The organism is Rhizobiales bacterium NRL2 (genome assembly GCA_001664005.1).
Lineage (GTDB): Bacteria > Pseudomonadota > Alphaproteobacteria > Minwuiales > Minwuiaceae > Minwuia.
Genome location: CP016093.1, coordinates 1516881 through 1543332, shown reverse-complemented (window position 1 = coordinate 1543332; position 26452 = coordinate 1516881). Strand labels below are relative to the sequence as shown.

Annotated in this window: 25 protein-coding genes; 15 read left to right on the top strand and 10 right to left on the bottom strand. The window is 67.7% G+C overall.

The features are described 5' to 3' along the window. Positions 1–52 precede the first annotated feature (52 nt). The 4 genes from TEF_07135 to TEF_07120 all read left to right on the top strand — a co-directional run bounded on the left by TEF_07135 (position 53) and on the right by TEF_07120 (position 3795). On the top strand, positions 53–1777 hold the full coding sequence (locus TEF_07135; GenBank protein ANK80595.1) for a dihydroxy-acid dehydratase: 1725 nt from the start codon (positions 53–55) through the stop codon (positions 1775–1777). Between the two features lie 130 nt (positions 1778–1907). After that, positions 1908–3209 (top strand): 3-hydroxyacyl-CoA dehydrogenase, encoded by a 1302-nt coding sequence (locus tag TEF_07130; protein ANK80594.1) that lies wholly within the window; start codon positions 1908–1910, stop codon positions 3207–3209. 63 nt (positions 3210–3272) lie between these two features. Next, entirely contained in the window at positions 3273–3572 is a 300-nt protein-coding gene (locus tag TEF_07125) for a hypothetical protein (protein ANK80593.1), read from the top strand. Beyond that, entirely contained in the window at positions 3538–3795 is a 258-nt protein-coding gene (locus tag TEF_07120; GenBank protein ID ANK80592.1) for a 3-oxoacyl-ACP synthase, read from the top strand. The genes TEF_07125 and TEF_07120 overlap by 35 nt, the downstream gene beginning before the upstream one ends. 173 nt (positions 3796–3968) lie before the next feature. Here TEF_07120 and TEF_07115 read toward each other — a convergent pair whose 3' ends face one another. The 6 genes from TEF_07115 to TEF_07090 all read right to left on the bottom strand — a co-directional run bounded on the left by TEF_07115 (position 3969) and on the right by TEF_07090 (position 9284). Then, complete coding sequence (locus tag TEF_07115; protein ID ANK80591.1) at positions 3969–5027, bottom strand: hypothetical protein; 1059 nt, start codon at positions 5025–5027, stop codon at positions 3969–3971. Positions 5028–5057: 30 nt separating this feature from the next. Continuing rightward, positions 5058–6326: a cytochrome gene (locus TEF_07110; protein ID ANK83331.1), complete on the bottom strand. Its 1269-nt coding sequence runs from the start codon at positions 6324–6326 to the stop codon at positions 5058–5060. A gap of 69 nt (positions 6327–6395) precedes the next feature. Further along, positions 6396–7580, bottom strand: coding sequence for a carnitine dehydratase (locus tag TEF_07105; protein ID ANK80590.1), 1185 nt, complete (start codon positions 7578–7580; stop codon positions 6396–6398). Between the two features lie 156 nt (positions 7581–7736). After that, complete coding sequence (locus tag TEF_07100; protein ANK83330.1) at positions 7737–8492, bottom strand: hypothetical protein; 756 nt, start codon at positions 8490–8492, stop codon at positions 7737–7739. A gap of 8 nt (positions 8493–8500) precedes the next feature. Beyond that, the gene (locus tag TEF_07095; GenBank protein ID ANK80589.1) at positions 8501–9115 is read right to left on the bottom strand and encodes a hypothetical protein; all 615 of its coding nucleotides are present in this window, start codon (positions 9113–9115) and stop codon (positions 8501–8503) included. Beyond that, positions 9105–9284, bottom strand: coding sequence for a hypothetical protein (locus tag TEF_07090; GenBank protein ANK80588.1), 180 nt, complete (start codon positions 9282–9284; stop codon positions 9105–9107). The genes TEF_07095 and TEF_07090 overlap by 11 nt, the downstream gene beginning before the upstream one ends. Positions 9285–9366: 82 nt before the next feature. Here TEF_07090 and TEF_07085 point away from each other — a divergent pair, with 82 nt between their 5' ends. The 10 genes from TEF_07085 (at position 9367) to TEF_07040 (ending at position 19821) form a co-directional block, all read left to right on the top strand. Beyond that, the gene (locus TEF_07085; GenBank protein ID ANK80587.1) at positions 9367–10293 is read left to right on the top strand and encodes a zinc metalloprotease HtpX; all 927 of its coding nucleotides are present in this window, start codon (positions 9367–9369) and stop codon (positions 10291–10293) included. Beyond that, the gene (locus TEF_07080) at positions 10284–11570 is read left to right on the top strand and encodes a hypothetical protein (protein ID ANK83329.1); all 1287 of its coding nucleotides are present in this window, start codon (positions 10284–10286) and stop codon (positions 11568–11570) included. Before TEF_07085 ends, TEF_07080 begins: the two co-directional genes overlap by 10 nt. 48 nt (positions 11571–11618) lie before the next feature. Continuing rightward, entirely contained in the window at positions 11619–12302 is a 684-nt protein-coding gene (locus tag TEF_07075) for a ribulose-phosphate 3-epimerase (protein ANK80586.1), read from the top strand. A gap of 20 nt (positions 12303–12322) precedes the next feature. Then, positions 12323–13972, top strand: a complete 1650-nt coding sequence (locus tag TEF_07070) for a hypothetical protein (GenBank protein ANK80585.1) — start codon at positions 12323–12325, stop codon at positions 13970–13972. Continuing rightward, the gene (locus tag TEF_07065; GenBank protein ANK80584.1) at positions 13969–15555 is read left to right on the top strand and encodes a bifunctional phosphoribosylaminoimidazolecarboxamide formyltransferase/IMP cyclohydrolase; all 1587 of its coding nucleotides are present in this window, start codon (positions 13969–13971) and stop codon (positions 15553–15555) included. The genes TEF_07070 and TEF_07065 overlap by 4 nt, the downstream gene beginning before the upstream one ends. A gap of 127 nt (positions 15556–15682) precedes the next feature. After that, entirely contained in the window at positions 15683–16585 is a 903-nt protein-coding gene (locus TEF_07060) for a hypothetical protein (GenBank protein ANK80583.1), read from the top strand. Between the two features lie 39 nt (positions 16586–16624). Further along, the gene (locus TEF_07055; GenBank protein ANK80582.1) at positions 16625–17812 is read left to right on the top strand and encodes a hypothetical protein; all 1188 of its coding nucleotides are present in this window, start codon (positions 16625–16627) and stop codon (positions 17810–17812) included. After that, positions 17809–18297: a dehydratase gene (locus TEF_07050; GenBank protein ANK80581.1), complete on the top strand. Its 489-nt coding sequence runs from the start codon at positions 17809–17811 to the stop codon at positions 18295–18297. The genes TEF_07055 and TEF_07050 overlap by 4 nt, the downstream gene beginning before the upstream one ends. After that, positions 18294–19028, top strand: coding sequence for an enoyl-CoA hydratase (locus tag TEF_07045; GenBank protein ANK80580.1), 735 nt, complete (start codon positions 18294–18296; stop codon positions 19026–19028). The genes TEF_07050 and TEF_07045 overlap by 4 nt, the downstream gene beginning before the upstream one ends. A 64-nt stretch (positions 19029–19092) precedes the next feature. After that, positions 19093–19821 carry a hypothetical protein gene (locus TEF_07040; protein ANK80579.1) on the top strand — a complete coding sequence of 243 codons (729 nt, stop codon included), beginning with the start codon at positions 19093–19095 and terminating at the stop codon, positions 19819–19821. A gap of 204 nt (positions 19822–20025) precedes the next feature. Here TEF_07040 and TEF_07035 read toward each other — a convergent pair whose 3' ends face one another. Continuing rightward, a complete protein-coding gene (locus TEF_07035) occupies positions 20026–21378 on the bottom strand; it encodes a glutathione-disulfide reductase (protein ANK83328.1) in 1353 nt (450 codons plus the stop codon). A gap of 99 nt (positions 21379–21477) precedes the next feature. Further along, the gene (gene gabD, locus TEF_07030; protein ID ANK80578.1) at positions 21478–22950 is read right to left on the bottom strand and encodes a succinate-semialdehyde dehydrogenase (NADP(+)); all 1473 of its coding nucleotides are present in this window, start codon (positions 22948–22950) and stop codon (positions 21478–21480) included. A gap of 209 nt (positions 22951–23159) precedes the next feature. Here gabD and TEF_07025 point away from each other — a divergent pair, with 209 nt between their 5' ends. After that, positions 23160–23762: a hypothetical protein gene (locus TEF_07025; GenBank protein ID ANK80577.1), complete on the top strand. Its 603-nt coding sequence runs from the start codon at positions 23160–23162 to the stop codon at positions 23760–23762. Between the two features lie 72 nt (positions 23763–23834). Here the strand turns inward: TEF_07025 and TEF_07020 are convergent, their stop codons facing one another. Both TEF_07020 and TEF_07015 read right to left on the bottom strand, forming a co-directional pair. After that, a complete protein-coding gene (locus tag TEF_07020; protein ANK83327.1) occupies positions 23835–24863 on the bottom strand; it encodes a hypothetical protein in 1029 nt (342 codons plus the stop codon). 25 nt (positions 24864–24888) lie between these two features. Then, positions 24889–26436, bottom strand: coding sequence for a hypothetical protein (locus tag TEF_07015; protein ID ANK80576.1), 1548 nt, complete (start codon positions 26434–26436; stop codon positions 24889–24891). Between the last annotated feature and the right edge of the window lie 16 nt (positions 26437–26452).

The window sequence follows — 26452 nt, the reverse complement described above, 5'->3', positions numbered from 1 at the left end:
CTAACAGATAGACCAGACACGACGCCAAGGCACGATCCGGGGAGGCACCACAATGGACACCAAGACTTTCGACAAGGCGAAACTGCCCAGCCGCCACGTCACCGAGGGCTATCAGCGCGCGCCCCACCGCTCCTACTACTACGCCATGGGCATGACGGACGAGGAGATCCACCGTCCGCTGGTCGGCGTGGTCACCACCTGGAACGAGGCCGCGCCCTGCAACATCTCGCTCTCGCGCCAGGCCAAGTGGGCCAAGCGCGGCGTCGAGGAAGCCGGCGGCACCCCGCGCGAGTTCACCACCATCACCGTCACCGACGGCATCGCCATGGGCCACCAGGGCATGAAGGCCTCGCTGGTCAGCCGCGAGGTCATCGCCGATTCGACCGAGCTCACGGTCCGCGGCCACTGCTATGACGCGCTGGTGGGCCTGGCCGGCTGCGACAAGTCCCTGCCCGGCCTGATGCTGGCCATGGCGCGGCTCAACGTGCCGTCGGTCTTCATGTACGGCGGCTCGATCCTGCCCGGCCGGTTCGAGGGCAAGGATGTCACCGTGGTCGACGTCTTCGAGGGCGTGGGCCAGGTCGCCGCGGGCAACTGGACCGAGGAGCGCCTGCATGGCCTGGAATGCGTCGCCTGCCCGTCGGCCGGCTCCTGCGGCGGGCAGTTCACCGCCAACACCATGGCGATGATCTCGGAAGCCATCGGCCTGGCGCTGCCCGGCTCCGCCGGGGCGCCCGCGCCCTACGAGAACCGCGACACCTTCGCCACCGCCTCGGGCCGCGCGGTGATGAACCTGATGGCGCAGAACATCCGCCCGCGCGACATCATCACCCTGGACAGCCTGCACAACGCCGCGACCGTCGTCGCCGCCACCGGCGGATCGACCAATGCCGGGCTGCACCTGCCGGCGCTGGCCCACGAATGCGGCATCGAGTTCACCCTCGACGACGTCTGCGAGATCTTCAAGCACACGCCCTACATCGCCGACCTGAAGCCGGGCGGGAAGTACGTCGCCAAGGACATGTACGAGATCAACGGCATCTCGGTCGTGATCAAGGAACTGCTGGACGCCGGCTATCTGAAGGGCGACTGCATCACCGTCACCGGCAAGACCCTGGCGGAGAACGTCAAGGACGTGGTCTTCCCCGAGGATCAGGACGTCATCTATCACGTCTCCAACCCGCTGACGGCGACCGGCGGCGTGGTCGGTCTGAAGGGCAATCTCGCTCCCGACGGCGCCATCGTGAAGGTGGCGGGTCTCGGCCGCATGCAGCACTCCGGCCCCGCGCGGGTCTTCGACTGCGAGGAGGACTGCTTCGCCGCCGTCGAACGCCGCGAGTACAAGGAAGGCGACGTCCTCGTCATCCGCTACGAGGGCCCGAAGGGCGGCCCCGGCATGCGGGAGATGCTGGCGACCACCGCTGCGCTCTACGGCCAGGGCATCTCCGACAAGATCGCGCTGATCACCGACGGGCGCTTCTCCGGCGGCACGCGCGGCTTCTGCATCGGCCATGTGGGCCCGGAAGCGGCGGTCGGCGGCCCGATCGGGCTGCTGCAGGACGGCGACATGATCCACATCGACGCCGACGCCGGCACGCTGCACGTCGACCTGACCGACGCGGAGCTGGAGGCCCGGCGCAAGGAATGGACGCCCCGCGAGACCGACTACCAGTCCGGCGCGATCTGGAAATACGCCCAGACCGTGGGTCCGGCCCATCTCGGCGCCGTCACCCACCCGGGCGGCAAGGCGGAAACCCACTGCTACGCGGATATCTGACCGATCTCCGCAGCTGGCCGAAAGAACTGACGGCGCCCCCGGACCCGATCCGAGGGCCCAGCAAACCGAAAGACCGGGTTCCCGGGTCACGCCCGGGAACGCCGTCTATTGGGACAAGGACAGGACGGACATGACCGACGACACCCAGGCCACCGCCGACTACATCGCCGCCGCCGCCAAGGCCGCATGGGAGGTGCCGGACCTGGCCCCCGGCACTGCGGTGCGGCCAGTGGGCAGCGTCGGCATCATCGGCGCGGGGACCATGGGCGGCGGCATCGCCATGAACTTCGCCACCGCGGGCGTGCCCGTCACCATCGTCGAGACGAAGACGGCTGCGCTGGAGCGCGGCCTGGCGACGGTGCGCAAGAACTACCAGCGCTCCGCCGACCGGGGCCGCTTCCCCGCCGACGAGGTCGACACGCGGATGGGCCGCATCACCGGCACGCTGTCGATGGCGGACCTGGGCGACTGCGACCTGATCATCGAGGCGGTGTTCGAGGATCTGGAGCTGAAGAAGTCGATTTTCGCCGAGCTCGACCGCATCGCGAAGCCCGGCGCGATCCTGGCCACCAACACCTCCGGCCTCGACATCGACGCCATCGCCGCCGAGACCGGCCGGCCCGGCGACGTCATCGGCCTGCACTTCTTCTCGCCGGCGAACGTCATGAAGCTGCTGGAGATCGTGCGCGCGGCGAAGACCGCCGACGACGTGGTGGCGACCTCCATGGCGATGGCGCGCGACATCGGCAAGGTAGCCGCCCTGGTCGGCGTCTGCCCCGGCTTCGTCGGCAACCGCATCCTGCGCCAGCGCCAGGTGCAGGCGAACCGGCTGGTCTTCCAGGGCGTCATGCCCTGGGACGTGGACCGGGCGCTGAACGAGTTCGGCTTCCGCATGGGCCCGTTCCAGATGTCGGACCTGGCCGGGCTCGACATCGGCTGGAAGAAGGGCGCGACGACCGAGAACCCGATCCGCGACGCGCTCTGCGAGATGGATCGGCGCGGCCAGAAGACGGGCGCGGGCTATTACGACTACGGCACCGACCGCCAGCCCCTGCCCTCCACCGTCACCGAGCAGGTGATCGCCGAGATCACCGGCGCCGACCCGAAGGCGGGCCGGCCCATGAGCGCCGAGCAGATCATCGAGGCCTGCATCTATCCCATGATCAACGAGGGCGTTCGGATCCTGGAGGACGGCAAGGCCCAGCGCGCCTCCGACATCGACGTCATCTGGCTGAACGGCTATGGCTGGCCGGCCGACAAGGGCGGGCCGATGTACTATGGCGACCGCATCGGCGCGAAGAAGGTGCTCGACGTCATGGAGCGCATCGCGGCGAAAGACGACCGCTTCGCCCCGGCGGAGACGTTGAAGGACCTGGCGGCCAGCGGCGGAAAGTTCACCGAAATCGACAAGGGCGGGCTCAGGGTGGGCTGACCGCCTCGAAGGTGAGCCCTTGCCCCCGAATGTATGTACAATTATATTTACATTTGAACGCTGATGGCGGACGGGTTCGAGTGGGATGAGGCCAAGAATGCCGCGAACCTGCGAAAGCATGGCGTCGCCTTCGAGGAAGCGGTTGAAATCTTCGAGGGGCCACACTTCTCGAGGCTTGATGATCGTTTCGATTATGGCGAGGTCCGTGACGTCAGCATCGGCCTTGTCGGCGGTCAGGTGTTGGTGACGGTTGCTCACACGGAGAGGGGCGGCGTGACACGCATGATCTCGGCCCGAAAGGCCACGAAAGCGGAACGGAGACTGTTCTTTGCCTATCTCGAAAAAGCGCTTGGCGGAAATTGAGAACATCCCCGATTCCGCCATCGACCTCTCGGAGACGCCGGAACTGGATGACGCGTTCTTCGCCAAAGCCAGGCTGGTCGTTCCGGAACGGCCGGGCAAGAAGCCCGTCACCGTGCGGCTGGACGCGGACGTGCTCGAATGGTTCAAGGCCCAGGGCAAGGGCCATCTGACCCGCATGAACGCCGTTCTGCGCGCCTACATGCTGGCGCACAAGGAACGGTAAGGCCGAGCAGCGGCACGGTCGCTTGCATCAATGAACTGGTGTCATCCCCGACGGCCCGGAGGGACGCTCGGGGATCGGGTGGCAGAAGGACGCCCGCACATGGCCTCACGCGATCCCCGCGGGACGCGGCGCGTCGGCGGGGATGACCAGATAGCCGGATCGCACTCAGCCCCTCAGGCCGCCACCTTCCCCGGCAGCGCCTTGATGCCGGTGACGATGTCGCCCCAGAGTTCCGGTTCGGAGGCGTAGGGGGCGTAGAGGGTGAGGCGGTCGACCATGCCGGCCGCGCGCTCCTCGATCAGCTTCGGGATCTCCGACGGCCGGCCCTTGACGCAGAACTGCTCCACCATTTCGTCGGGCAGTTCGTTCGGCATCTCGGCCCAACGGCCTTCCTTCGACATGCGGTTCAGGATCGGCCCCAGATCGTTCCAGCCATGGGCTTCCAGCACGCTGTGATAGTTCGGCGTCGAGCCGTAGAAGGCGAGCAGGCGGCGGACATTGGCCTCGGCCCGCTCGATCGCCTCGTCATTGCGGCCGGTGATGGTGATGATCATCGCCGGCATGTCGAAGTCCGCCAGGGTGCGGCCGCTCTTGGCCAGGCCGCGTTCCAGCGCCGGCACCTGCACCTCCTGGAGGAACTTCGGCGTGATGAACGGATGGGCGAACAGGCCGTCGGCGACCTCCCCGGCCATCTCCACCATGCGCGGGCCCAGCCCGCCGACATGGATCTTCGGCGGCGGGCCATCCAGCGGCGCCGGCGTGAAGACCGGGTTGGTGACCGCGTGGGTGTAGAACTCGCCGCGGAAATTCAGCTTCGTGCCGTTCTGCCAGTGGTCCCAGATGGCGCGCAGCGCCAGCACGTATTCGCGCATCTGCTTCGCCGGGCCGTGCCAGGGCATGGAGAAACGCTTCTCCACATGGGCGCGGACCTGGGAGCCGATGCCCAGGATGAAGCGGCCCCCGGAATATTCCTGCAGGTTCCAGCTCTGAAGCGCCGTGGTCATGGGCGAGCGGGCGAAGGCGATGGCGACGCCGGTGATCAGCTCGATACGGCTGGAATGCTCGGCCGCCAGCAGCAGGTTGAAGAAGGGATCGACATTGGTCTCCAGCGTGAAGGCGCCATCGAAGCCCATCTCCTCCAGCAGCCTGATCCGCTCCGGCACGATCGCCAGATTGCCGTCATATAGTCTCAGATCGTCCACGCCCGGAAACAGCGCTCCGTCGATTTTCATGGATTCCCCCCGTTGCGTCGGAAAGCCGGCTCAGCGCGAGACGCGCACCGGCAGCCGGCTGATGCCGTGAATGAGATTGGAATAGACGCGCTCCGGCCCGCCCATTGCCTCGATGGCGCTGAACCGCGGCAGCGCTTCCTCCCACAGGATGCGGAGCTGCAGGTCGGCCAGCCGGCGCCCGACGCAATGATGGACGCCGAAGCCGTAGGAGAGATGCTGGCGCGGGCGGCGGCGGTCGACGATGAACCGGTCGGGCTCGTCGATCACCTCCTCGTCGCGGTTGCCGGAAATGTACCAGAGCACGACCTTGTCGCCCTTGCGGATCGACTGTCCGCGGAATTCGACGTCGCGCGTCGCCGTGCGGCGGAAATGCACGATCGGCGTCTGCATGCGCACGATCTCGGAGACCATGCCGGGGATCAGCTTCGGGTTGGCGCGCACCTTCGCCAATTCGGCGGGGTTGTTGTGCAGGAACCAGACGCCGCCGGACATGGAGTTCCGCGTCGTGTCGTTGCCGCCAACGATGAGGAGCTGCAGGTTGCCCAGGAACTCCTCGGCGTCCATGTCGCGGGTGTCGGGCGAATGGGCCAGCATGGAAATCAGGTCGAAGCGCGGCTCCGCGTCGACGCGTTCGTCCCAGAGGCGCTTGAAGTAGTCATAGCACTTCTGCAGCTCCTGACGCCGCTTCACCGGCGAATCGATCGGCCCGCCGGCGCGGCTGTCGGCGGTGACCACGTCCGACCACCAGGTCAGCAGATGCCGGTCCTCCCAGGGGAAATCGAACATCGTCGCCAGCATCTGCGTGGTCAGTTCGACGGAGACCGTCTCGACCCAGTCGAAGGTCTTGCCCAGCGGCAGGCTGTCCAGCACCCGCCCGGTCCGCTCCCGGATCGTGTCCTCCAGCGTCTTCAGGCTGGTCGGCGACACCATGGGGCTGACCGCCCTGCGCTGACCCGTATGCTTCGGCGGGTCCATGGTTATGAACGCCGGCGACGTGAACTCGGGCGAAATGTCCGCCATCGTGACGCCGCCATGGCTGGAGTCCGACGAGAAGGTCTCCGTATCCAGTTCGACTTCGACGATGTCCTTGTACTTCGTGACCGACCAGTAGGGACCATAGCGGCTCTGGGGGCAGTAGTGGACCGGCGCCTCCCGGCGCAGCCGCGCCAGATAGGGCCAGATCGTGTCGTCCCTGAAACGCTCCGCCAGGCTGATGTCGATCGCGTCCAGCGGCAGCGATTCCGCGTCCGCCTGTGGATCGAATTCCGCGACTGCGCTCATCGAAGCCTCCCCCGTCATGCGGCCCATCCTCCCCAGGCGGGCAACGCCGATCCTAGACCCGGTGCGCATCGAGCGCGAGGCCAAGTGTCAGCCGACGGCCTTCGCCCCGCGCAGACGTTCGATCTCCTCCGCGCCGAAGCCCGCCTCGGCCAGGATCTCGTCGGTGTGTTCGCCCAGAGCCGGGGCGCCGCGGCGGTATTCCGGCGTCGTGCCCTCGAATCGTGCTGCCGTACGCGTCTGGCGCAGCCGGCCGGCGACCGGGTGGTCGTGCTCGCGCAGGATGTCGGAGGCCAGGATCTGGGGATGTTCGATGACGTCCTTGCGATGCAGCACCGGCGCACAGGGCACGCCGGCGGGTTCCAGCAGCCCCATCAGTTCGTCGGTGCTGCGCTCGCGCAGCACCGACTGGATCAGCTCCAGGCGCGCATCGATGTTGAGGTCGCGCAACTCGGTCGTGGCGAACCGTTCGTCCTCCAGCCATTCGGGCTTGCCCATGGTCTCGCAGAAGGCGCGCCACTGACGGTCGGTCATGACCGCGACCGACATGTGGCCGTCCTTCGTCTCGTAGATCAGGTCGATGAAGCTCGCAGCGCGCTGCTGGCTGACCTCTTTTCCCACATAGGTCTGCGCGCCCATGTCGGAGGCCCAGAGGAAGGCCAGCACCGAATCCAGCATGGAGAGCTTCACGTGCTGGCCCTGGCCCGTCCGCTCCTTCGCCAGCAGCGCCGCCGTGATGGCCTGGCTGGCGGTCACCGCCGTCAGCTTGTCGGGCACGATGGTGCGGATCAGCCGCGGACGCTGCTGGTCCGAGCCGCCCTGGACCGAGGCGAGGCCGGACAGCGCCTGCACGATCGGGTCGTAGACGGGCTTCTGCGCGAAGGGCCCGTTCTCGCCGAAACCGGAAATGGAGACGTAGACGATATCCGGTTTCACCGCCCGGATGGCCTCGTAGCCGACGCCCAGGCGGTCGACGACGCCGGGACGAAAGTTCTGCACCATGGCATCGGCGGTCCGTGCGAGCCGCTTGATCACCTCGACGCCTTCCGCACTCTTCAGGTCGACCGAGATGGAGCGCTTGTTGCGGTTGTTGTTGAGGAAACTGGCCGACACGCCGTTCTGCCTGTTGCCGGCCTGGCGGGTGAAATCGCCGGTCCCGGGCGGTTCGACCTTGATCACGTCGGCGCCCTGGTCGGCCAGCATCATGGTGCCGAAGGGCCCGGAGATCACCGCGCTGAGGTCGAGGATGCGGATGCCGTCGAGGGGTCCGGCCATGGGCTGCTTCTCCGTATCGTGCAGATACCGCCATGGTGGCGCGGAATCCGCCGGGGGCAAGTGATTGAAGGCCGACCGCACCGGGACTTGATCCCGGTGCCCAGTTGGGAAAAGCCGCCAGACTGGGTCCCGGGGTCAAGCCCCGGGACATGGCGATCATCCCGCCACGGCTTCCAGGCGCTGGCGGCAGGCGTCGCCGAAGGCGCGCCAGATCTTCGCGTGCACCGGATACTTCCCGGGATCGGCCTCGGCATGCCACTGCACGCCCAGGGCGAAGGCCTTGGCGCCGCGGACGCTGACCGCCTCGATCGAGCCGTCGGCGGCGGTCGCTTCCACCACCAGCCGGTCGGCGACGCGCTTGACGCCCTGCCCGTGCAGCGAGTTCACCTTGACCTCGCGGGCGCCTTCCAGGATGCGCGCCAGCAGGCCGTCATGGCGGATGGCGATGCCGTGGCGCGGCGCGAGCTGTTCCTCGACCGGCTTCTCGCGCGGGCGGCGGTGGTCGAACTTGCCGGGAACATGGCGCAGATGCTGGTGCAGCGAGCCGCCCAGGGCCACGTTCATCTCCTGGATGCCGCGGCAGATGGCCAGCAGCGGCACGCCGTGCTCCAGGCAGGCGTGGGTGAGCGCGAAGGCGGTGGTGTCGCGGCCGGCGTCGCGCTCGCCGCTGTCGGGCTCCTCGTCCTCGCCGTAGAGGTGGGGCTGAATGTTCGACGCCCCCCCCGTCAGCACCACGCCGTGGATGCCGGCGATGAGGCTGCCGATGGCGGAGATGTCGAGCAGCGACGGCAGCAGCACCGGCGTGGCCTCGGCGTAGTCGGCCGCCGAGTGGATGTAATTCTCGCCCGAAGCATGGAAGCGGTGGCCGTCGAGCTGGCGCCGGTTGGTGGCGATGGCCACGACGGGCCGGATCGGTGCGGTCACCGTTCGGGCGCCCAGGGGGCCTTCGGCTCGTCGAAGCGGAAGGCATCCCGCGGCAGTTCGCGGTTCAGGCTGAGATCGGTCAGCGCGACCTGCGTCTCCTGCTCCTGCGCGTCGACCAGTTGCCAGCCGCGCAGCGTCATCGGATCGGTGGTGAAGTGGAAGGTGATCGCACCCTGTTCCGGGTCGTCGCGGTCGCGCACCCGGAAGCGGATGGTGTTGCCCTCCTCCCGGACCTGATCGACCATCGTGTCGCGGAAAAGATCGACATCCCGCCGCACCAGATAGCTGAGCGGCGTGTCCGACAGCGGCCATTGCGAAAGCTGGCCGACTTCGTAGTCGATGAAGCTCACCAGCGCACCGTCGGAGACCAGCAGGATCTCGGAAGGCGGCGCATAGTCGAAGCGGATCAGCCCCGGCCGGCGCAGCATCAGTTCGCCCTCGGCGACGCCGCCATTGGGCGCCTGCTGCACGAAGTCGGCACGCAGGGTCTCGATATCCTGCAGGTAATGCTCCGCCGCCCGGACGGTGGCACGCTCCTCGTCCGTCAGCGCCAGCGCGGGCTGCGCCAGCAGAAACGCCGCCGCGAGGGCGGCCAGCAGCCTAGAAATCACTGATGATCCCCTTGTTTTCCCAGTCGCCGTATCGCGTCGGCTCCGGGCCCTTGCGGCCTTCCCGCTCGCCCGGCGCCTGCTCCAGCCTGTGCGCGGCCTTCCGGCGGCGCAGCTTGCCGTCTTCCGTCTCGTCGAACTCCGGGTTATCGGCTTTTCCTGTATCGGTCATGAACGGCCTTCCGTTGAATGCTTGCGCGGCGGTCCGGGAGCCTTAGATATTAGCGGACGCAACGCCTTCAACACGGAAAATCATGAACTACGCACGCACCGCGCTGCTGCTGGCCGCGATGACCGCGATCCTGCTGACCGCCGGTTACCTGATCGGCGGCCAGGGCGGCCTGATCATCGCGCTGGTCGTGGCCTTCGCGATGAACGCCTTCTCGTTCTGGAACGCCGACAAGATCGTCCTGCGCATGTACCGCGCGAAAGAGGTCGACAGCCGCTCGGCGCCCGAGTTCCACGGCCTGGTGGCGGAACTCGCCGCCCGCGCTGCCCTGCCGATGCCGAAGGTCTATCTGATCGAGTCCGACCAGCCCAACGCCTTCGCCACCGGCCGCAGCCCCGACAAGGCGGCGGTTGCGGCGACCACCGGCCTGCTGCGCCGGCTGAACCGCAACGAGATCGCCGGCGTCATGGCGCACGAGTTGTCCCATGTGAAGAACCGCGACACGCTGACCATGACGGTGACCGCGACTATCGCCGGCGCCATCGGCATGCTGGCCAACTTCGCGCTGTTCTTCGGCATGTTCGGGCGCAACGGCAACAATCCGCTGGGCTTCGTCGGCACGCTGCTGGTCGCCATGCTGGCGCCGGTCGCGGCCATGCTGGTGCAGATGGCGATCAGCCGCACGCGCGAATATTCCGCCGACCGGGGCGGCGCCGAGATCTGCGGCAACCCGCTCTGGCTCGCGTCGGCGCTGGAGAAGCTCGACGCCTACGCCAAGGGCATCGACAACCACCGCGCCGAGCGCAATCCCGCGACGGCCCACATGTTCATCATCAACCCGCTGCATGCCCATTCGGTCGACGGCCTGTTCTCCACGCACCCTGCGACCGCCAACCGCGTCTCGCGCCTGAGGGAACTCGCCGGGCAGATGCAGGATCGCGCCGCCGGTCCCCGCGCCACTTCCGTCCCGGTCACCGATCCCGGCCCGACGCGCAACGGGCCCTGGGGTTGAGCGCCCCTCCCTCCGCAAGGGCGGCTGCGCTCGACACCCTCAGGCGTGTCCTCGACCGGGGCCAGCCGCTCGACGAGGCGCTGACGTCCGCGGCAGGGCGGCTGGAGGACCGCGAGCGCCGCTTCGTGCGCGCCATCGCGCTGGCGAGCCTGCGCCACAAGGGCTCCATCGAGCACCTGATCGCGCGCTACCTCTCGCGGCCATTGCCGAAATCGGGCCGCGATGCCCATCTGGCGCTGCTCGCCGGCGCGGCGCAGCTTCTCTTTCTCGGCAGTCCCGCGCATGCGGTGGTCAACGAACAGGTCAACCTGCTGGGCCAGCGCAGCAAGTTCCGCGGCGTGGTCAACGCGGTGCTCCGCCGCTTCGACCGCGACGGTCGGCGCGAGATCGGACAGCCCGAAACCCGAAGCCACGACCTGCCGGACTGGCTCGCGCGGCGCTGGCGCGCCCGCTTCGGCGAGGACACGCTGTCGGCCATCGCCGGCGTGTTGTGGCAGGACGCCGTACCGCTCGACATCACCGTGAAATCGGATCCGGAGGGCTGGGCGGCGCGTCTGGGCGGCGAAGTCCTGCCCACAGGCTCCGTCCGCATCGCCGCGGGGGGACCTGTGCCGGACCTGGAAGGCTTCAACGAGGGGTGCTGGTGGGTGCAGGACGCCGCCGCCACCCTGCCCGTGCGGCTGTTCGGCGATCTCGCCGGCAGATCCCTGCTCGACGCCTGCGCCGCGCCCGGCGGCAAGACGGCCCAGGCCGCGGCCGGCGGCGCGCGGGTCACCGCAGTCGATCGCTCTCCCAAACGGCTGCAGACCCTGCGGTCCAATCTGGATCGCCTGAAACTCGAGGCCGAGACTGTCGCCGCCGACTTCCGCGACTTCGACCGCGATGAGGTCTTCGACGCGGTATTGCTGGACGCGCCCTGCACCGCGACGGGTACGCTCCGCCGCCATCCCGACATCGGCTGGCTGCGCGGCGAGGCCGACGTTGCCGCGCTGGCGGGCGCGCAGGACGACCTGCTGGACCGCGCCGCCGGTTTCGTCGCGCCCGGGGGAACGCTGGTCTACTGCACCTGTTCCATGGAGCCCGAGGAGGGCGAGACGCGCATCGCCGCCTTCCTGGCGCGGCATGAGGGCTTTCGCCGCGCGCCCGTCGACGCGGCGGAGCTGGGCCTGCCGCCCGACGCGGCAACCGCCGAAGGCGACCTCCGGACCCTGCCCTGCCATCTCGGCGAACGCGGCGGAATGGACGGATTCTTTGCGGCCCGGCTTGTGCGCGGCTGATACCCGGCCACATTGTCGGGCAGCCGCGAAACTGGTAGGGAAGGCGCCATGAAGACACCCATCATCTCGCCGTCGATCCTCTCCGCCGATTTCGCCAATCTGGGAGAGGAAGTGCAGGACATCGACGCCGCCGGCGCCGACTGGATTCACGTGGACGTCATGGACGGCCATTTCGTGCCCAATCTCACCATCGGCCCCGCCGTCATCAAGGCGCTGCGCGCCCATACGCAGAAGCCCTTCGACGTGCATCTGATGATTTCGCCGGTCGACAGCTATGTCGAAGCCTTCGTCGATGCCGGCGCCGACATCCTGACCGTTCACGGCGAGGCCGGCCCGCATCTGCACCGCACGCTGCAGCTCATCCGCAGCTTCGGCATCAAGGCCGGGGTCGCGCTCAACCCCGCGACGCCGTGGCAGTCGGTGGAACCGGTGATTCACGATCTCGACCTGATCCTGGTCATGAGCGTGAATCCGGGCTATGGCGGCCAGAAGTTCATCCGCAGCCAGCTCGACAAGATCTCGGCCCTGCGCGGCCTGATCGACGGCTGCGAGGTCGACGTCACCCTGGAGGTCGACGGCGGCGTCAACGCCCAGACCGCGGTCGACGTGCTGTCCGCCGGCGCCGACGCGCTGGTGGCGGGGACGGCGGTCTTCCAGGGGGGGCCCGAGTGCTACGCCAGCAATATCGAGGCGCTGCGCGGCGCCGCCAACGCAGCCGACGCCGCCGACTGACAATACGGGAACCAGGGACCTTGCGCGGCGTCCGGGACATCATCTACGGCAGCGCCCTCTACCGCATGAGCCTGAGGGGCCGGTTTCATCACGGCCTCGCCTTCCAGCCGGCCGATCCGTGGGACGGCGATGCCGCCCGCGCCAACGAGCTGTTCCGCGGCATCTACAGTTTCGGCGGGGAGGTCGTGGACGTCGGGCCCAGCACGCCCTGGCCGGGTCATCGCGGCTCCGAGAGCTGGCGGGCTGCGCTGCAGGGCTTCGACTGGCTCCGCGATTTCCGCGCCGCCGGCGGCGACGCCGCCGAACGCGCCGCCCGCTCTCTCGCCGGCGCCTGGCTGACCCATTGCGGGCAGTACGATGCCTTCGCCTGGCGCCCGGACATCCTGTCGCGCCGGCTGATCAACTGGTGCCTGAACGCGGACCTGCTGATCCGTAACGCCGAACTGACCTACCGCTCCAACCTGCTGCGCTCGCTGGGCCGGCAGGCGCGGCATCTGGCCCGCACCGCCGACAAGGCGCCGCCTGGCCCGCCGGCGATCAAGGCGGCCGCAGGGCTGGCGCTGCTGGGCTATTGCCTGCCCGAATCGCGCGCATATGCCGAGACGGGCCTGCGGCTGCTCACCGATCAGGCGCAGCGGCAGATCCATTCCGATGGCGGTCATGTCAGCCGCGATCCGGAGCTGCTGCACGCCGTATTGCAGGATCTCGTCCTGCTGAAGCGGGTGATGATGGACGTGGGCGAGCCGCCGCCGGAGCCGCTGGTCCACGCCGTTGACCGGATCACGCCGACGCTGCGCATGTTCCGCCACGGGGAGGGTGGTCTGGCGCTGTTCAACGGCGCGACCGAGGGCGATCCGGCCGCGATCGAGGTCACCGTCAAGCGTTCCGGCGTACGCGGGCGGCCGAACCTGTCGGCGCCCCGCACCGGCTTCGAGCGCATGGAGGGCGGACGCACGGTGGTCATCGCCGACTTCGGAGGACCGCACCCGGAGGCCGGCGTCGGCCATGCCGGCCTGCTCAGCTTCGAACTGAGCCACCGGCGCGAACGCATCGTCGTCAACAGCGGCAGCGCCCGTCCCGCGGCGGCGCAATGGTCGAAGGCCTTGGCGTCCACGGCAGCGCATTCCACCCTGACGGTCGCCGACACCAACGCGATCGCGGTGCCGGAGGCGGGACGCAAGCGACGCCGCCGCATGGCCGCCGAGGCGACGCGCACGGAATCGGCCGACGCCACCTGGCTGGAGATGAGCCATGACGGCTATCGCAACAACTTCGGACTGGTGCACCGCCGACGGCTCTATCTCGATGCGGCAGGCGCCGACTTCCGCGGCGAGGACGTGCTGGAACCGCTGGAGCGCCGGGGGAACGGTCCGACGGATTTCGCCATCCGCTTCCACCTGCACCCCCTGGTCCGGGCCTCGCTCTCGCAGGGCGGCACGGCGGTGATTCTCAGCCTGAAGTCGGGCCGCGGTTGGCGGTTCCGTGTCGCAGGCGCGGCGCCACAGCTCGAGGAAAGCATCCATCTCGGCGACGGTTCGCCGCGCCGCAGCACCCAGATCGTGCTGGCGGGCAGCCTTGCGGAAGAATCGGTTGCGGTGCAGTGGGCTTTCGGGCTGATTGACGGCCCCGAGGGACAGGAAGAAGCCGCGCAGGAGGGCCTGGAACTATGACCGACACTACCTTCGCGCCGAAGCGGGCGCTGATTTCGGTTTCCGACAAGTCGGGGCTGGACAGGCTGGGTCAGTTCCTGAAGTCGAAGGGCGTGGAAATCCTGTCCACAGGCGGCACCGCCCGGGCGCTCGCCGACATGGGCTGCGACGTCACCGAGGTGAGCGACCACACCGGTTCGCCGGAGATGATGGACGGCCGGGTCAAGACACTGCATCCGAAGATCCACGGCGGCATCCTGGGGCTGCGGGACGCCGAGAGTCACGTGAAGGCGATGAAGGACCACGACATCGCCCCCATCGATCTCGTCATCATCAACCTCTACCCCTTCGAGCAGACCGTGGCGGCCGGCGCCGACCGCACGACCGCGATCGAGAACATCGATATCGGTGGCCCCGCCATGATCCGCTCGGCCGCCAAGAACCACCGCTTTGTCGCCATCGTCACCGATCCGGCGGACTATGACGGGCTGATGGAACAGTGGCGCAACGAAGGCGGGCTGACGCTGGCCTTCCGCGAGCATCTGGCGGCCAAGGCCTTCGCCCGGACCGGCGCCTACGATTCCGCGATCACAGCATGGTTCGCCGGCCAGTCCGACGAGATGCCGGGCCGGTTCGCCGTCTCGGCAGGCCCGGCGCAGCCGCTGCGTTATGGCGAGAATCCGCACCAGATGGCGGCCTTCTACCCCACCGGCGATCTGCGTCCCGGCGTCGCCAGCGCGCGCCAGCTCCAGGGCAAGGCGCTGAGCTACAACAACCTGAACGACACCGACGCGGCCTATGAACTGGTCGCCGAGTTCGATGCGCGCGACGCGGCCGCGGTGGCCATCATCAAGCACGCCAATCCCTGCGGCGTCGCCACCGGCGCGAGCGCCGCGGAGGCCTATGAGCGGGCGCTGGCCTGCGATCCCGTCAGCGCCTTCGGCGGCATCATCGCGCTGAACCGGCCGCTGGAAGCGGATGCGGCGGCGAAGATCACGGAGATCTTCACCGAGGTCATCATCGCGCCTGGCGCCTCCGAGGAGGCGATCGAGATCGTGGCGAAGAAGAAGAACCTGCGCCTGCTGCTGACCGACGGCCTGCCCGACCCGACAGCGCCGGGCCTGGCCTACAAGGCGCTGGCCGGCGGCGTGCTGGCCCAGTCGCGCGACAACGGCCGGGTGACGAAATCCGGCCTCGAGATCGTGACGAAGCGCGCGCCGAGCGACGCCGAGATGGCGGACATGATCTTCGCCTTCCGCGTCGCCAAGCACGTCAAGTCCAACGCCATCGTCTATGTCCGCGGCCAGCGTACGGTCGGCATCGGCGCCGGGCAGATGAGCCGGGTCGATTCCGCGCGCATCGCCGCGCGCAAGGCCGAGGATGCCCGCGAGGCCGCCGGCGACGCCGAAAGCTGGACCCGGGGCTCGGTCGTCGCTTCCGACGCCTTCTTCCCCTTCGCCGACGGCCTGCTGGCGGCGGTCGAGGCCGGCGCGACGGCGGTGATCCAGCCCGGCGGCTCGGTCCGCGACAACGAAGTGATCGCCGCAGCCGACGAGGCCGGCCTCGCCATGGCGTTCACCGGCATGCGCCATTTCCGGCACTGACAGGAGCGGATCGCCCCTTGGAAAGTCACCCCGCCCCGGGACTTGATCCCGGGGCCCAGTTCAGGATCGAAGCCGCACTGGGTTGCGGGATCAAGTCCCCCAACGGGTCGATCACAGGGGACATCGGATGAAACTGTCTCCGACATTGGCCGGCGCAGCGCTGGTCGTGCTGTCGACCATGGGCTTCAGCGTCATGCACGCCATGATCCAGTATCTGGGCAAACAGGGCCTGCATGGCTTCGAGATCGCGTTCTTCCGCAACCTGTTCGGCATCGTCGCGCTGACGCCGATCTTCATCCGCTACGGGCTGGAGCCGTTCCGCACCGCCAAGATCAAGCTCCACTTCGCCCGTGGCGCGGTGAACGCCGTCGCCATGCTGCTGTTCTTCTATGGCATCACGACCGGCATCGCGCTCGGCCTCGTGCAGTCGCTCAGCTTCACCGCGCCGCTGTTCACCTCGCTGCTGGCGGTGCTGTTCCTGGGCGAGAAGATGCGCGTCCACCGCTGGACCGCGCTCGCCATCGGCTTTGTCGGCACGCTGGTGATCCTGCGCCCCGGAATGTCCGCCATCGAACCCGGCGCGGTCTACATCCTGTTCGCGGCGATGATGTGGGGCGTGGCGATGACCATCATCAAGCGCCTGACCGACACGGACTCGGCGATCACCGTTTCGCTCTACATGGTGCTGATGCTGACGCCGATCTCGGGCATCGCCGCCGCCTTCGTCTGGACCTGGCCGACGGCGGAGCAGTTCATCTGGCTCGCCGCCATCGGCGTTATCGGCACCTTTTCCCAGATGGCCTTCGCCCAGGCCTTCCGGCTGGCCGACGCCACGGCGGTGCTGCCCTTCGATTTCTCAAAGCTGTTCTGGAGCGCGCTGCTGGGCTGGTTCTTTTTCGCCCAGGTGCTCGACCTCTGGGTCTGGATCGGTTCGGTGATGATCTTCGCCGGCGGCTTCTACATCGCCTACAGGGAACGTAAGATTTCAGGCAAGTCGCCGCCGGTGCGGGAACCGGCAAGACCGGTCTGAAGCCGGCGCACGCGAAACGAGGGGAGGAACGTGAGGGGCATGACGGATTATGCGAGACCCTATAGGGGGCTGAAGGTCCTCGACATGAGCCAGGGGGTGGCCGGCCCGCACGCCGGCATGCTGCTGGCGCTCTACGGCGCCGACGTGATCAAGGTGGAGCCGGAAGCCGGCGACTGGATCCGGCCGATCGGCGTGCGCTACGGCCAGCACTCGGCGCACGGCGTCTACTACAGCCGCGGCAAGCGCTCGATCGCGCTGGACATGAAGTCGAAAGACGGCCTGGAGATCATCTACCGCCTGGCCAGCGACGCCGACGTGGTGATCGAGAGCTTCCGGCCGGGCGTCGCCGAGCGGCTGAAGATCGGCTACGAGGACATCCGCCGCATCAACCGACGGGCGCTCTACCTTTCGGTCAGCGGCTTCGGCCAGGAAGGCCCCTACCGCGAACGTCCCTGCACCGACACCGTCGCCCAGGCCTTCTCCGGCCTGATGAGCGTCAACACGGGCAATGACGGCGCGCCGGTGAAGGTGGGCGCGGTGCTGGTCGATTCCATCACCGGCCTGTTCGCCTACCAGGCCGTCGCGACGGCCCTCTACGCCCGCGGCGAGACGGGCGAGGGCCGCCACATCGACGTCAGCCTGATGCAGGGCGCGGCGGCCATCCTCGCGCCGAAGATCCTGGAAGCGCATCTGCAGGGCGGCACACCGCAGGCCTTCAATCCGCCGGCGGGCAACTTCGAGACGAAGGACGGCTGGATCGCGGTGACGCTGGTCCGCGACGCCGAGTTCGTGAAGACCGCGCGGCTGATCGGCCTGCCGCACCTGGCCGACGACCCGCGCCTGCAGACCTTCGCCGACCGGGCCGCGCGCCTGGACGAACTGATGGGTCAACTCCGGACGCGTTACCGGGAGAAGACCACGGCCGAGTGGATGGCGATCCTCAAGCCGGAGGGCATCCTCTGCGAGCCGGTCAACACCTTCAACGACTGGCTGGCCGACGAGCATGTCCGTGCGGTGCAGGCCGCGCCCGCCGCCGATCAGCCGGGCGTGGGCGAGAGCCCGCTGGCGCGGGTGCCCGGCGCGCCGCAATCGCCGGCCGATATCGGCGACGCGCCCGGGATCGGCCAGCATGGCGAGGCGATCCTGACCGAACTGGGCTATTCGGCCCAAGAGATCGCCGATATGGCCGCCAGGCGCGCCGTCTTTCCGGGGGAGAAGACCACATGAGCGAGTTCAGGCCCGAAGAACACCGTATGTGCGAAGCCTCCTATTTCGAGGACCTGGAGGTCGGCCGGACCTTCTACATCAACTCCCGCACCCAGACGGATGCGCTGTTCTCGGCCTTCCAGCTGGCCTCCGGCGACAACCATCCGATCCATTACGACGTCGAGTACTGCAAGCGGCAGGGCCACCGGGGCCTGCTGGCCCACGGGCTGCAGGTCATGGCGCAGACCGCCGCCGGCGCCGGCGTCTTTCCGCACGTCATCGGCGAGGCGCTGATCGGTTTCATCGAAGCGTCGGCGAAGTTCAGGGCCCCGGTCTACGCCGGCGACACGCTCTATCCGCTTCTCGAGATCACCGAACTGAAGCCGGGCCGGACGACAGGAGTGGTCACCTGCCGCGCCACCATCCACAACCAGGATGGCGTTCTGGTGCTGGAGGGCGAGCACAAGTACCTGGTCAAGAAGCGGCAGCCGGAGGCGAAATCATGAGCAATGTACTCTACGAGGTCCGCGGCCACGTCGCGGTGATCACACTGAACCGTCCCGACAAACTGAACGCGATCTCGAAGGAACTCGGCGCAGAGCTGGCCGAGGCGTGGGCGCGCTTCCAGACCGGACCGGAACGCGCGGCGGTGCTGACCGCGGCCGGCGACCGCGCCTTCTCCGTCGGCGCCGATCTGCGGGACCCGCCGGAAATCTGGCCCTTTGCGCCGGGTGTCGGGGTTCACGTCGACAAGCCGGTGGTGGCCGCGGTCAACGGCATCTGCGTCGGCGGCGCCTTCATCCTGGTGCAGTTCTGCGATCTCTGCGTCATGGCCAAGGACGCGACCTTCGTCTATCCGGAGGCGAAGGTCGGGCTCTCCGGCGGGCTGATCGCTTCGGTAGCCGCGCGCGTGCCCCACAAGGTCGCGATGGAATTCATGATGCTGGGCGAGCCGATGACCGCCGCCCGCGCCTACGAGACGGGCATGGTCAACCGCGTCGTCCCGCAGGCGGAGGTGATGGACGCGGCCATGGACTATGCCGAGAAGCTCGCCGGCCTCGCGCCGATGGTGCTCTCGACGCTGAAGCGGCATGTCTCCGAGATGCTGCCCAAGGGACCGTCGGAGCGGGCCGGGCTGGCGCGGCGCGACCTGGAGGCGATCCGCAGTTCGTCGGACTTCGCCGAGGGCGCCGCGGCGTTCCGGGAAAAACGTGCGCCGGACTTCACGGGCCGGTAGGCGGACGGAAACGACTCCTTAGCTATTTGCGCGGACACTTCGGCAAACCCCGAGAGGTAAGCCGATGCATCCCTATACGCTCTACAAGCGCGGCCTGATGACCTTCTGGTACTGGTATGTCCGGAAGCTCAACGCGCTCTGGCCGAAGATCACGCTGGAGGGCCGGGAGCTGGTCATCCTGCCCGGCGTCTACAAGCCGATCGAGAACGAGCAGACCTCGGCCGCCTATTGCCGGCCCGGCGAGCGGGTTCTGGACCTGGGCTGCGGTTGCGGCGTCAACGCCATCTTCGCGGCGGCGCGCGCCCGCGAGGTCGTCGCCGTCGACATCAGCGAGGTCGCGGTCCGCAATACCGCGGAGAACGCACGCCGCCTGGGCCTGACCAACGTGCGCGCCTTCGTCAGCGACATGTTCGACAATGTCGAGGGGCGCTTCGACCTGATCCTCGCCAACCCGCCATACATCGCCGCCGATTTCGCCGACGAGGAGGCGCAGTTCGCGACCTCCGTGCGCTATCTGCCGATCCTGTTCGCCGAGGCCGCCGACCACCTGACTCCCGGCGGGCGGCTGCTGGTGCAGTTCCCGGCCTGGTTCCGGCCGAAGATCGCGAAACTCGCCGGACAGCATGGTCTCAGGGTGGCGGAGTTCCGCCGCATGCCGCCCAAGTCCCTGAAACTGAAGCTGCTCAGCATCGCCTATCTGCAGGTCGGCTTCCGTTCCGCCTTCTATCTGATCGAGCCCGCCGCCGCCGCGCAGGCCGTCACGCCGGAGCCGGAGGCCGTCAAGGCCGCCTGAAGCACACCGGGGCGGATGGGCCCCGAGCCTGGGTCGGCCACACCCGCGTCATGGGATCGGCAGAGCCGGGGCCCGGGACCCACGCCAGAGCCATTCCACTGGACATGGCGTGGCAGGAACCGCCCAGGCGTGGGTCCCGAGTCGAACCTGCGGTTCGCTCAGGACTCGGCGTTGGACAGAACGGCGCAACTGCCTCTTCTGCTGCTAAGCCGCCTTCTGCCGCATGGTGACGAACTCCTCGGCCGCGGTCGGGTGGATGCCGATGGTGCGGTCGAAGTCGGCCTTGGTTGCCCCCATCTTCACCGCGATGGCGATGCCCTGGATGATCTCGCCGGCCTCGGGGCCGACCATGTGAACGCCGACGACCTTCTGGCTGTCCTGGGCGACGATCAGCTTCATCATCGTCTTCTCGTCGCGGCCGGTCATGGTGTGCTTCATCGGCGTGAAGGCGGAGCGGTAGATGTCGACCTCACCGTGGACCGCCCGGGCCTGAGCTTCGGAAAGCCCGACCGAACCCACCGGCGGCTGGCTGAACACGGCAGAAGGCACGTTGTCGTGGTCGACCTTTTCCGGCTCGCCCAGGAACTCGGTGCGGTAGAAGCACATCGCCTCGTGGATCGCCACGGGCGTCAGCGCCATGCGGTGCGTCACGTCGCCGATGGCCCAGACATTGTCGATGTTGGTCTTCGAATAGTCGTCGACCTTGATGCCGCCCTCGGCGCTGATCTCGACGCCGAGCCGTTCGAGTCCGTAGCCGTCGATCCTGGGATGGCGGCCGGTCGCGTACATGATGCAGTCGGCCTCGATCTCGGTGCCGTCGGTCAGCTTGGCGACCAGCTTCTCGCCGCGCTTGTCGATTTCCCAGACATTGACCTCGGTGCGCAGATCGACGCCCTTCTTCCTCACTTCGCGGGAGACGACGTCGCGGACGTCCTGGTCGAAGCCGCGCAGGATCTGCTCGCCGCGGTAGATCTGGGTCACGTGACTGCCGAGACCGTGCATGATGCCGGCGAACTCCAGAGCGATGTAGCCGCCGCCGACGACCACGAACCGCTCGGGCCGCTTCTCAAGGAAGAACACCTCGTTGGACGAGATGGCGTGCTCGATGCCCGGCACGTCCGGCATGGACGGCCAGCCGCCGGTCGCGATCAGCAGCCTGTCGGTGGTCACCCGCTCGTTGCCCACCTGGATGGTGTGATTGTCGATGATCTCCGCGTGGGTCTCGTAGAGCCTTACCCCGGCATTGTCGCAGAGCCGCCGGTAGACATCGTTGAGCCGCGAGATCTCCTTGTTCTTGTTGGCGATCAGACGGTCCCAGTGGAAACCGCCGACCTGCACGTCCCAGCCATAGGCCGAAGCGTCCTCGAAGTCCTCGCTGAAATGGCTGCCATAGACCAGCAGCTTCTTGGGCACGCAGCCGACATTGACGCAGGTGCCGCCCAGCCAGCTCGACTCCGCGGCCGCCACCTTCGCGCCGTTCGAAGCGGCCATGCGCGCCGCGCGGACGCCGCCGGAACCGACGCCGATGACGAAGAGGTCGAAGTCGTAATTGCTCATGGAAAGGCCCCGCTCGTTCGTGTTGTCCAACCTGCGGTCAGATAGTCACAACGGGCGGCAAGCCAAGTCCAGAGCAATCACGGGCGGACCGGCTGGCGGCTATTTGTCGATGCCCGCCATCAGCAGGTACTTCACCTCGACATAGTCCTCGATCCCGTATTTCGAGCCCTCGCGGCCGAAGCCGGATTCCTTCATGCCGCCGAAGGGCGCCACTTCCGACGAGATCAGGCCGGTGTTGATGCCGACGATGCCGTACTCCAGCCCCTCCGACATGCGCCAGATGCGGCCGATATCGCGGGTGAAGTAGTAGGAGGCGAGCCCGAACTCGGTATCGTTGGCCTTGGCCAGCACCTCTTCCTCGGTCTCGAAGCGGAAGACCGGGGCCAGCGGGCCGAAGGTCTCCTCCTTCGCCACCTTCATCTCCTGGGTGACGTCGCGGATCACCGTCGGCTGGTAGAACAGACCGCCCAGTTCGTGCGGCTTGCCGCCCTGGACAATGCTGCCGCCCTTGGACAGCGCGTCGTCGATGTGCTCGCGTACCTTGTCGTAACCGCTCTGGTCGATCAGCGGTCCCTGGTCGACTTCGTTCTTCAGCGCGTCGCCGACCCGCAGCTTCGCCACGGCGGCCGAGAACCTTTCGACGAAGGCGTCGTAGACACCGGACTGCACATAGATGCGGTTGGCGCAGACGCAGGTCTGGCCCATGTTGCGGAACTTGCACTGGATCGCGCCCTCCACGGCTGAATCCAGATCGGCGTCGTCGAAGACGATGAAGGGCGCGTTGCCGCCCAGTTCCATTGTCAGCTTCTTCAGCGTGTCGGAGCACTGGGCCATCAGCTTCTTGCCGACATCCGTGGAGCCCGTGAAGGTCAGCTTGCGCACGACCGGATTGGCGGTCAGTTCGCCACCGATCTCGCTCGCCGGGCCGGTGATGATCGACAGCACGCCCTTCGGCACGCCCGCGCGCTCCGCCAGTTCCGCCAGCGCCAGCGCCGAATAGGGCGTCTGGGTCGCCGGCTTGACGACCATGGTGCAGCCCGCGGCCAGTGCCGGACCGGCCTTGCGGGTGATCATGGCCGAGGGGAAGTTCCACGGCGTGATCGCGGCGGTGACGCCTATCGGTTCCTTGATCACGACGATGCGGGCATCGCCGCGATGGCTGGGAATGGTGTCGCCGTAGACCCGTTTGCCTTCCTCGCCGAACCATTCGATGAAGCTGGCGGCATAGGCGATCTCGCCCCGGGATTCGGCCAGGGGCTTGCCCTGCTCCGCGGTCATCAGCCGCGCCAGATCCTCCTGGTTCTCCATGATCAGGTCGAACCACTTGCGCAGCACGGCTGCCCGCTCCTTGGCGGTCTTCTTCCGCCAGCCCGGCAGGGCGTCCTTCGCCGCCTCGATGGCGCGGCGGGTCTCGTCGGCGCCCAGCTTCGGCACCGTGCCGATCGCCTGACCCGTGGCCGGGTTGGTGACGTCGATCTTCGCGCCGCTGTCGGCATCGCTCCACGCGCCGCCGACATAGCACTGCTCGCGAAAGAGCCTGCCATCCTTCAGTCCCAGGGCCGGTGCGCCCATCGGCGATTGCTCGTTCATCGTTACCTCCCGGAAATGTCGTCGGCGGCTTCACAGGCCGCTAACAGACACTTGATGCGTCCGGACCGCCTTTTTCAAGGCGAAAACCGATCCTGTCACCTGTCGTTTCCGTAAGGGAATGAGTTTCCCAGCAGCGAACTGACACGCAGTTCGCACCCGCTACGGAGACGTTTCTGAAATGAGGTAGGGTAATGACAGAATCCCGCACCCCCGGCCAGGCGCCCGTTTCGGCGTCGAAGCGCACCTTCATCATGCGAACGACGCCGGCAGTACTTTCCGCCTCAGCCGTGGCGCTCATCGCCGGCTGCGAATCCATGGCCGGAAGCCATTCCTCGGAGCGCATGACCGATGACGTTGCGGTGCTGAACTTCGCCCTCGGTCTGGAGCACGAGGCCATCGGCGCCTACCAGGTCGCCGCCGGCTCCGGCCTGCTCGGCGCCGGGGCGCTGGACGCAGCCACGGTCTTTCTCGGTCATCACCTGGAGCACCGCGACACGCTGGCCTCGGTGGTCGCGAAGATGGGCGGCCAACCCGTCGAGGCAAAGAGCAACGCCGACTACGCCGCGAAGCTGAACCTGGGAAGCCTGAAGTCGGAAGCCGAAGTGCTGGAACTTGCCCGCGAACTGGAGCGGCAGGCGGCCAACGCCTATATCGGTGCGGTGCCGAAGTTCGGAAACAGTGACCTTGCGCTGGCGGCGGCGCGGATCTCGGCAGACGAGGTCATGCACTTCACCGTGCTCAACGGCGTGCTCGTCGGCAGCCTGCCGAAGGAGGCGATGACCTTCGCCGCCTGACCGCAAGCGCCTGATGGGGAGGCGGTCCGCCAACCGTCGAGCCGGCGGACCGTCTTCCCTCGCGCGCGCCGTTCAGGCGGCGCGCTTGACCTCGTCGGTGAAGGCCTTCCACTTCTCGACCGGCTGGTCGGCAGGGATCGGATAGTAGTAGGCGACCCGGTCGAGCACGCCCTCGTAGCGTTCGCGGACCACCTTGCCGACCTCGGAGAGCTTGCCGATCACCGCGACCTGCTCGACGATCGCGTCCGGGATCTTCTTCGGCATTTCCTTCATCTGGCCGGAACGCATCATCTGGCTGAGTTCCTTGCCCAGATCGCCATAGCCCATGTGCTCCAGCACGGGGCGATAGTTCGGCGTCGAACCGTAGAAGGAAATCTGAAAGCGGACGTCCTCGACCGCCTTGTCGATCTCGGCCTGCGTGTCGCCGGAGGCGATCAGCACCATGGACTGGACTTCCAGGTCGTCGACCGACTTGCCGCGTGTCTTCGCGCCCTCGTCGATTGCGGGCTTCACCACGTCCGTCAGATAGCTGACCGTGTGGATCGGATGCGCGTGGAACCCGTCGGCGACCTCGCCTGCGGCACGGCACATGCGCGGGTTCACGCCGGCCAGGTAGACCGGCAGATCGGGATTGTCGACCGGACCCGGATTGAAGAACGGATTCATCAGCGTGAACTGGTAGAACTCGCCGCGATAGTCGGGCTTCGTATCGTTCTGGAAGGTGTCGAAGATCGCCTTCATGCAGCGGATATAGTCCGTGATCCTGGCCGCCGGCCGGTCGAACGGCATAGAGAAGCGACGCTCGATATGGGCGCGGACCTGGGTGCCGACACCCAGATGCATGCGCCCGCGCGAGAGCTTCTGCATGTCCCAGGCGGTCTGCGCCATGGAGAACGGGCTCCGCCCGAAGGCGACGGCGATGTTGGTGCCCAGATGGATCTTCTCGGTCGCCGCGGCCGCCAACGTCAGCGGCGTGAAGGCGTCCTGGCCGGCCTCGAAGGTCCAGGCCGCGTCGAAGCCCATGTTCTCCATCAGTCTGGCGTGCTGGCCCACTTCGCGGAAATCCAGCCCGCGGAGCTGGCAGTCGATCTTCAGTGCCATGATTCTGTCCTCCCCTTCGCGGCGGTCACGGCAGCACGCCATGCCGCACGGTTCGTTTCGGCGGTTCGGTCCGCCGGTTGAGCGCCCGCTCCAGCGCGCGGATCAGGCGCAGACGCGTCTCGCGCGGGTCGATCACGTCGTCGATCTTCATCTGCCCTGCGGCGGGCACCGCGCCGATGACATCCTTGTACTCAGCCACCAGTTCGGCGTGCAGCTTCTTCGGATCCGGCGATGCGGCCAGTTCCGCGCGGTAGGCCGCGGTGATGCCGCTGTCCAGCGGAATGGCGTTGAAGTCGGCGGTCGGCCAGGCGAGCACCGCCGACTGGCCCGCCCCGTAGCCGCCCATGGCCGCGGCGCCATACCCGAAGCCCTTGTGGACGACGCAGGTGAGGATCGGCACGTCGGCGAAGGCGAAGCTGTAGGCCACCTGCATGCCGACGCGCAGCGCCGCCTCCCGCTCCGACTTCGGTCCGGTCATGACGCCCGGCGTATCCGTCAGGAAGATCAGCGGCACATGGTAGGCCGAGCAGATATCCATGAAATGGCGCAGTTTCTGGCCCGCCGCAGCGGTGATCGCGCCGGAAAGCACCTTGGGCTGGTTGGCGCAGATGCCGACGGGATGGCCGTTCAGCCGCGCCAGGCCGGTGATCATCATCCTGGCGTAGTCGGGCTTGATCTCGAAGAAGCTGTCGCGGTCGACCACCAGGTCGATCACCTTCTTCATGTCGTATGGCCGGCGGCGGTTCTCCGGAATGATGTCGAGCAGCGCCTCCTCGGCCCGGTCGGCCGGGTCCGTGGATTCGATCGATGGCGGCCAGGCCCAGGCATTGGTGGGCAGGAAGGAGAGGTAGCGCTTCACCGCGGCGATGGCCTCTTCTTCCGTGTCGACGGCGTTGTCGCCGACACCGGAATGGCCGCAATGCAGGTCAGCCCCGCCCAGCTCCTCCTTGTTCACGGTCTCCCCGGTGCCGGAAGCGACGAGCGGCGGGCCGCCAGCGGCCAGCATCGACGTGCCGCGCACCATCACGATGAATTCCATCATGGCGGCCAGCAGCGAGGAATCGCCCGCGCTCGGTCCCATGACCGCCGCCACCTGGGGCGCGGTGCCCGAAAGCCGCGCCTGGATCATGAAATGGTGCATCGGCGCCAGGCCCTGGCCGACATATTCGTCGGTACGCGCGCCGGCGCCGTCGAACAGCCAGACCAGCGGCACGCGGTCGCGTTCGGCCAGCTCCATCATCCGGCACTTCTTCTCGAAGTTGATCAGCCCGAGCGAGCCGCCGAGCACGGTGAAATCCTCCGCCACCACGCCGACGGGCCGGCCATCGACAGTGCCGAAGCCGGTGACGACACCGTCGGCAGGGGTCACCTTGTTCTTGACCGGCGTCACCTTGGTGTAGGCGTGGGTGGCGAGCTGGCCGATCTCGTCGAAACTGCCGGCGTCGAGGAGCATCGCGACGCGTTCGCGCGCGGTGTTCTTGCCGGCCTTGCGCTGGCGTTCGACGCGCTCGACGCCGCCATGCTCCAGCGTGGCCGCGCGGCGCCGCTCCAGGTCCTCGATCAGATCGCGCATGGTGACCGGCCCTCCC

Bases quoted from the DNA above. Each gene is read 5' to 3' on its own strand.
- gabD (ANK80578.1), bottom strand. From the start codon at position 22,950: ATGGGCGCACCGGCCCTGGGACTGAAGGATGGCAGGCTCTTTCGCGAG.
- TEF_07075 (ANK80586.1), top strand. From the start codon at position 11,619: ATGAAGACACCCATCATCTCGCCGTCGATCCTCTCCGCCGATTTCGCC.
- TEF_07035 (ANK83328.1), bottom strand. From the start codon at position 21,378: ATGAGCAATTACGACTTCGACCTCTTCGTCATCGGCGTCGGTTCCGGC.
- TEF_07135 (ANK80595.1), top strand. From the start codon at position 53: ATGGACACCAAGACTTTCGACAAGGCGAAACTGCCCAGCCGCCACGTC.
- TEF_07115 (ANK80591.1), bottom strand. From the start codon at position 5,027: ATGAAAATCGACGGAGCGCTGTTTCCGGGCGTGGACGATCTGAGACTA.
- TEF_07065 (ANK80584.1), top strand. From the start codon at position 13,969: ATGACCGACACTACCTTCGCGCCGAAGCGGGCGCTGATTTCGGTTTCC.
- TEF_07015 (ANK80576.1), bottom strand. From the start codon at position 26,436: ATGCGCGATCTGATCGAGGACCTGGAGCGGCGCCGCGCGGCCACGCTG.
- TEF_07025 (ANK80577.1), top strand. From the start codon at position 23,160: ATGACAGAATCCCGCACCCCCGGCCAGGCGCCCGTTTCGGCGTCGAAG.
- TEF_07085 (ANK80587.1), top strand. From the start codon at position 9,367: ATGAACTACGCACGCACCGCGCTGCTGCTGGCCGCGATGACCGCGATC.
- TEF_07020 (ANK83327.1), bottom strand. From the start codon at position 24,863: ATGGCACTGAAGATCGACTGCCAGCTCCGCGGGCTGGATTTCCGCGAA.
- TEF_07060 (ANK80583.1), top strand. From the start codon at position 15,683: ATGAAACTGTCTCCGACATTGGCCGGCGCAGCGCTGGTCGTGCTGTCG.
- TEF_07090 (ANK80588.1), bottom strand. From the start codon at position 9,284: ATGACCGATACAGGAAAAGCCGATAACCCGGAGTTCGACGAGACGGAA.
- TEF_07055 (ANK80582.1), top strand. From the start codon at position 16,625: ATGACGGATTATGCGAGACCCTATAGGGGGCTGAAGGTCCTCGACATG.
- TEF_07125 (ANK80593.1), top strand. From the start codon at position 3,273: ATGGCGGACGGGTTCGAGTGGGATGAGGCCAAGAATGCCGCGAACCTG.
- TEF_07130 (ANK80594.1), top strand. From the start codon at position 1,908: ATGACCGACGACACCCAGGCCACCGCCGACTACATCGCCGCCGCCGCC.
- TEF_07040 (ANK80579.1), top strand. From the start codon at position 19,093: ATGCATCCCTATACGCTCTACAAGCGCGGCCTGATGACCTTCTGGTAC.
- TEF_07110 (ANK83331.1), bottom strand. From the start codon at position 6,326: ATGACGGGGGAGGCTTCGATGAGCGCAGTCGCGGAATTCGATCCACAG.
- TEF_07050 (ANK80581.1), top strand. From the start codon at position 17,809: ATGAGCGAGTTCAGGCCCGAAGAACACCGTATGTGCGAAGCCTCCTAT.
- TEF_07045 (ANK80580.1), top strand. From the start codon at position 18,294: ATGAGCAATGTACTCTACGAGGTCCGCGGCCACGTCGCGGTGATCACA.
- TEF_07105 (ANK80590.1), bottom strand. From the start codon at position 7,580: ATGGCCGGACCCCTCGACGGCATCCGCATCCTCGACCTCAGCGCGGTG.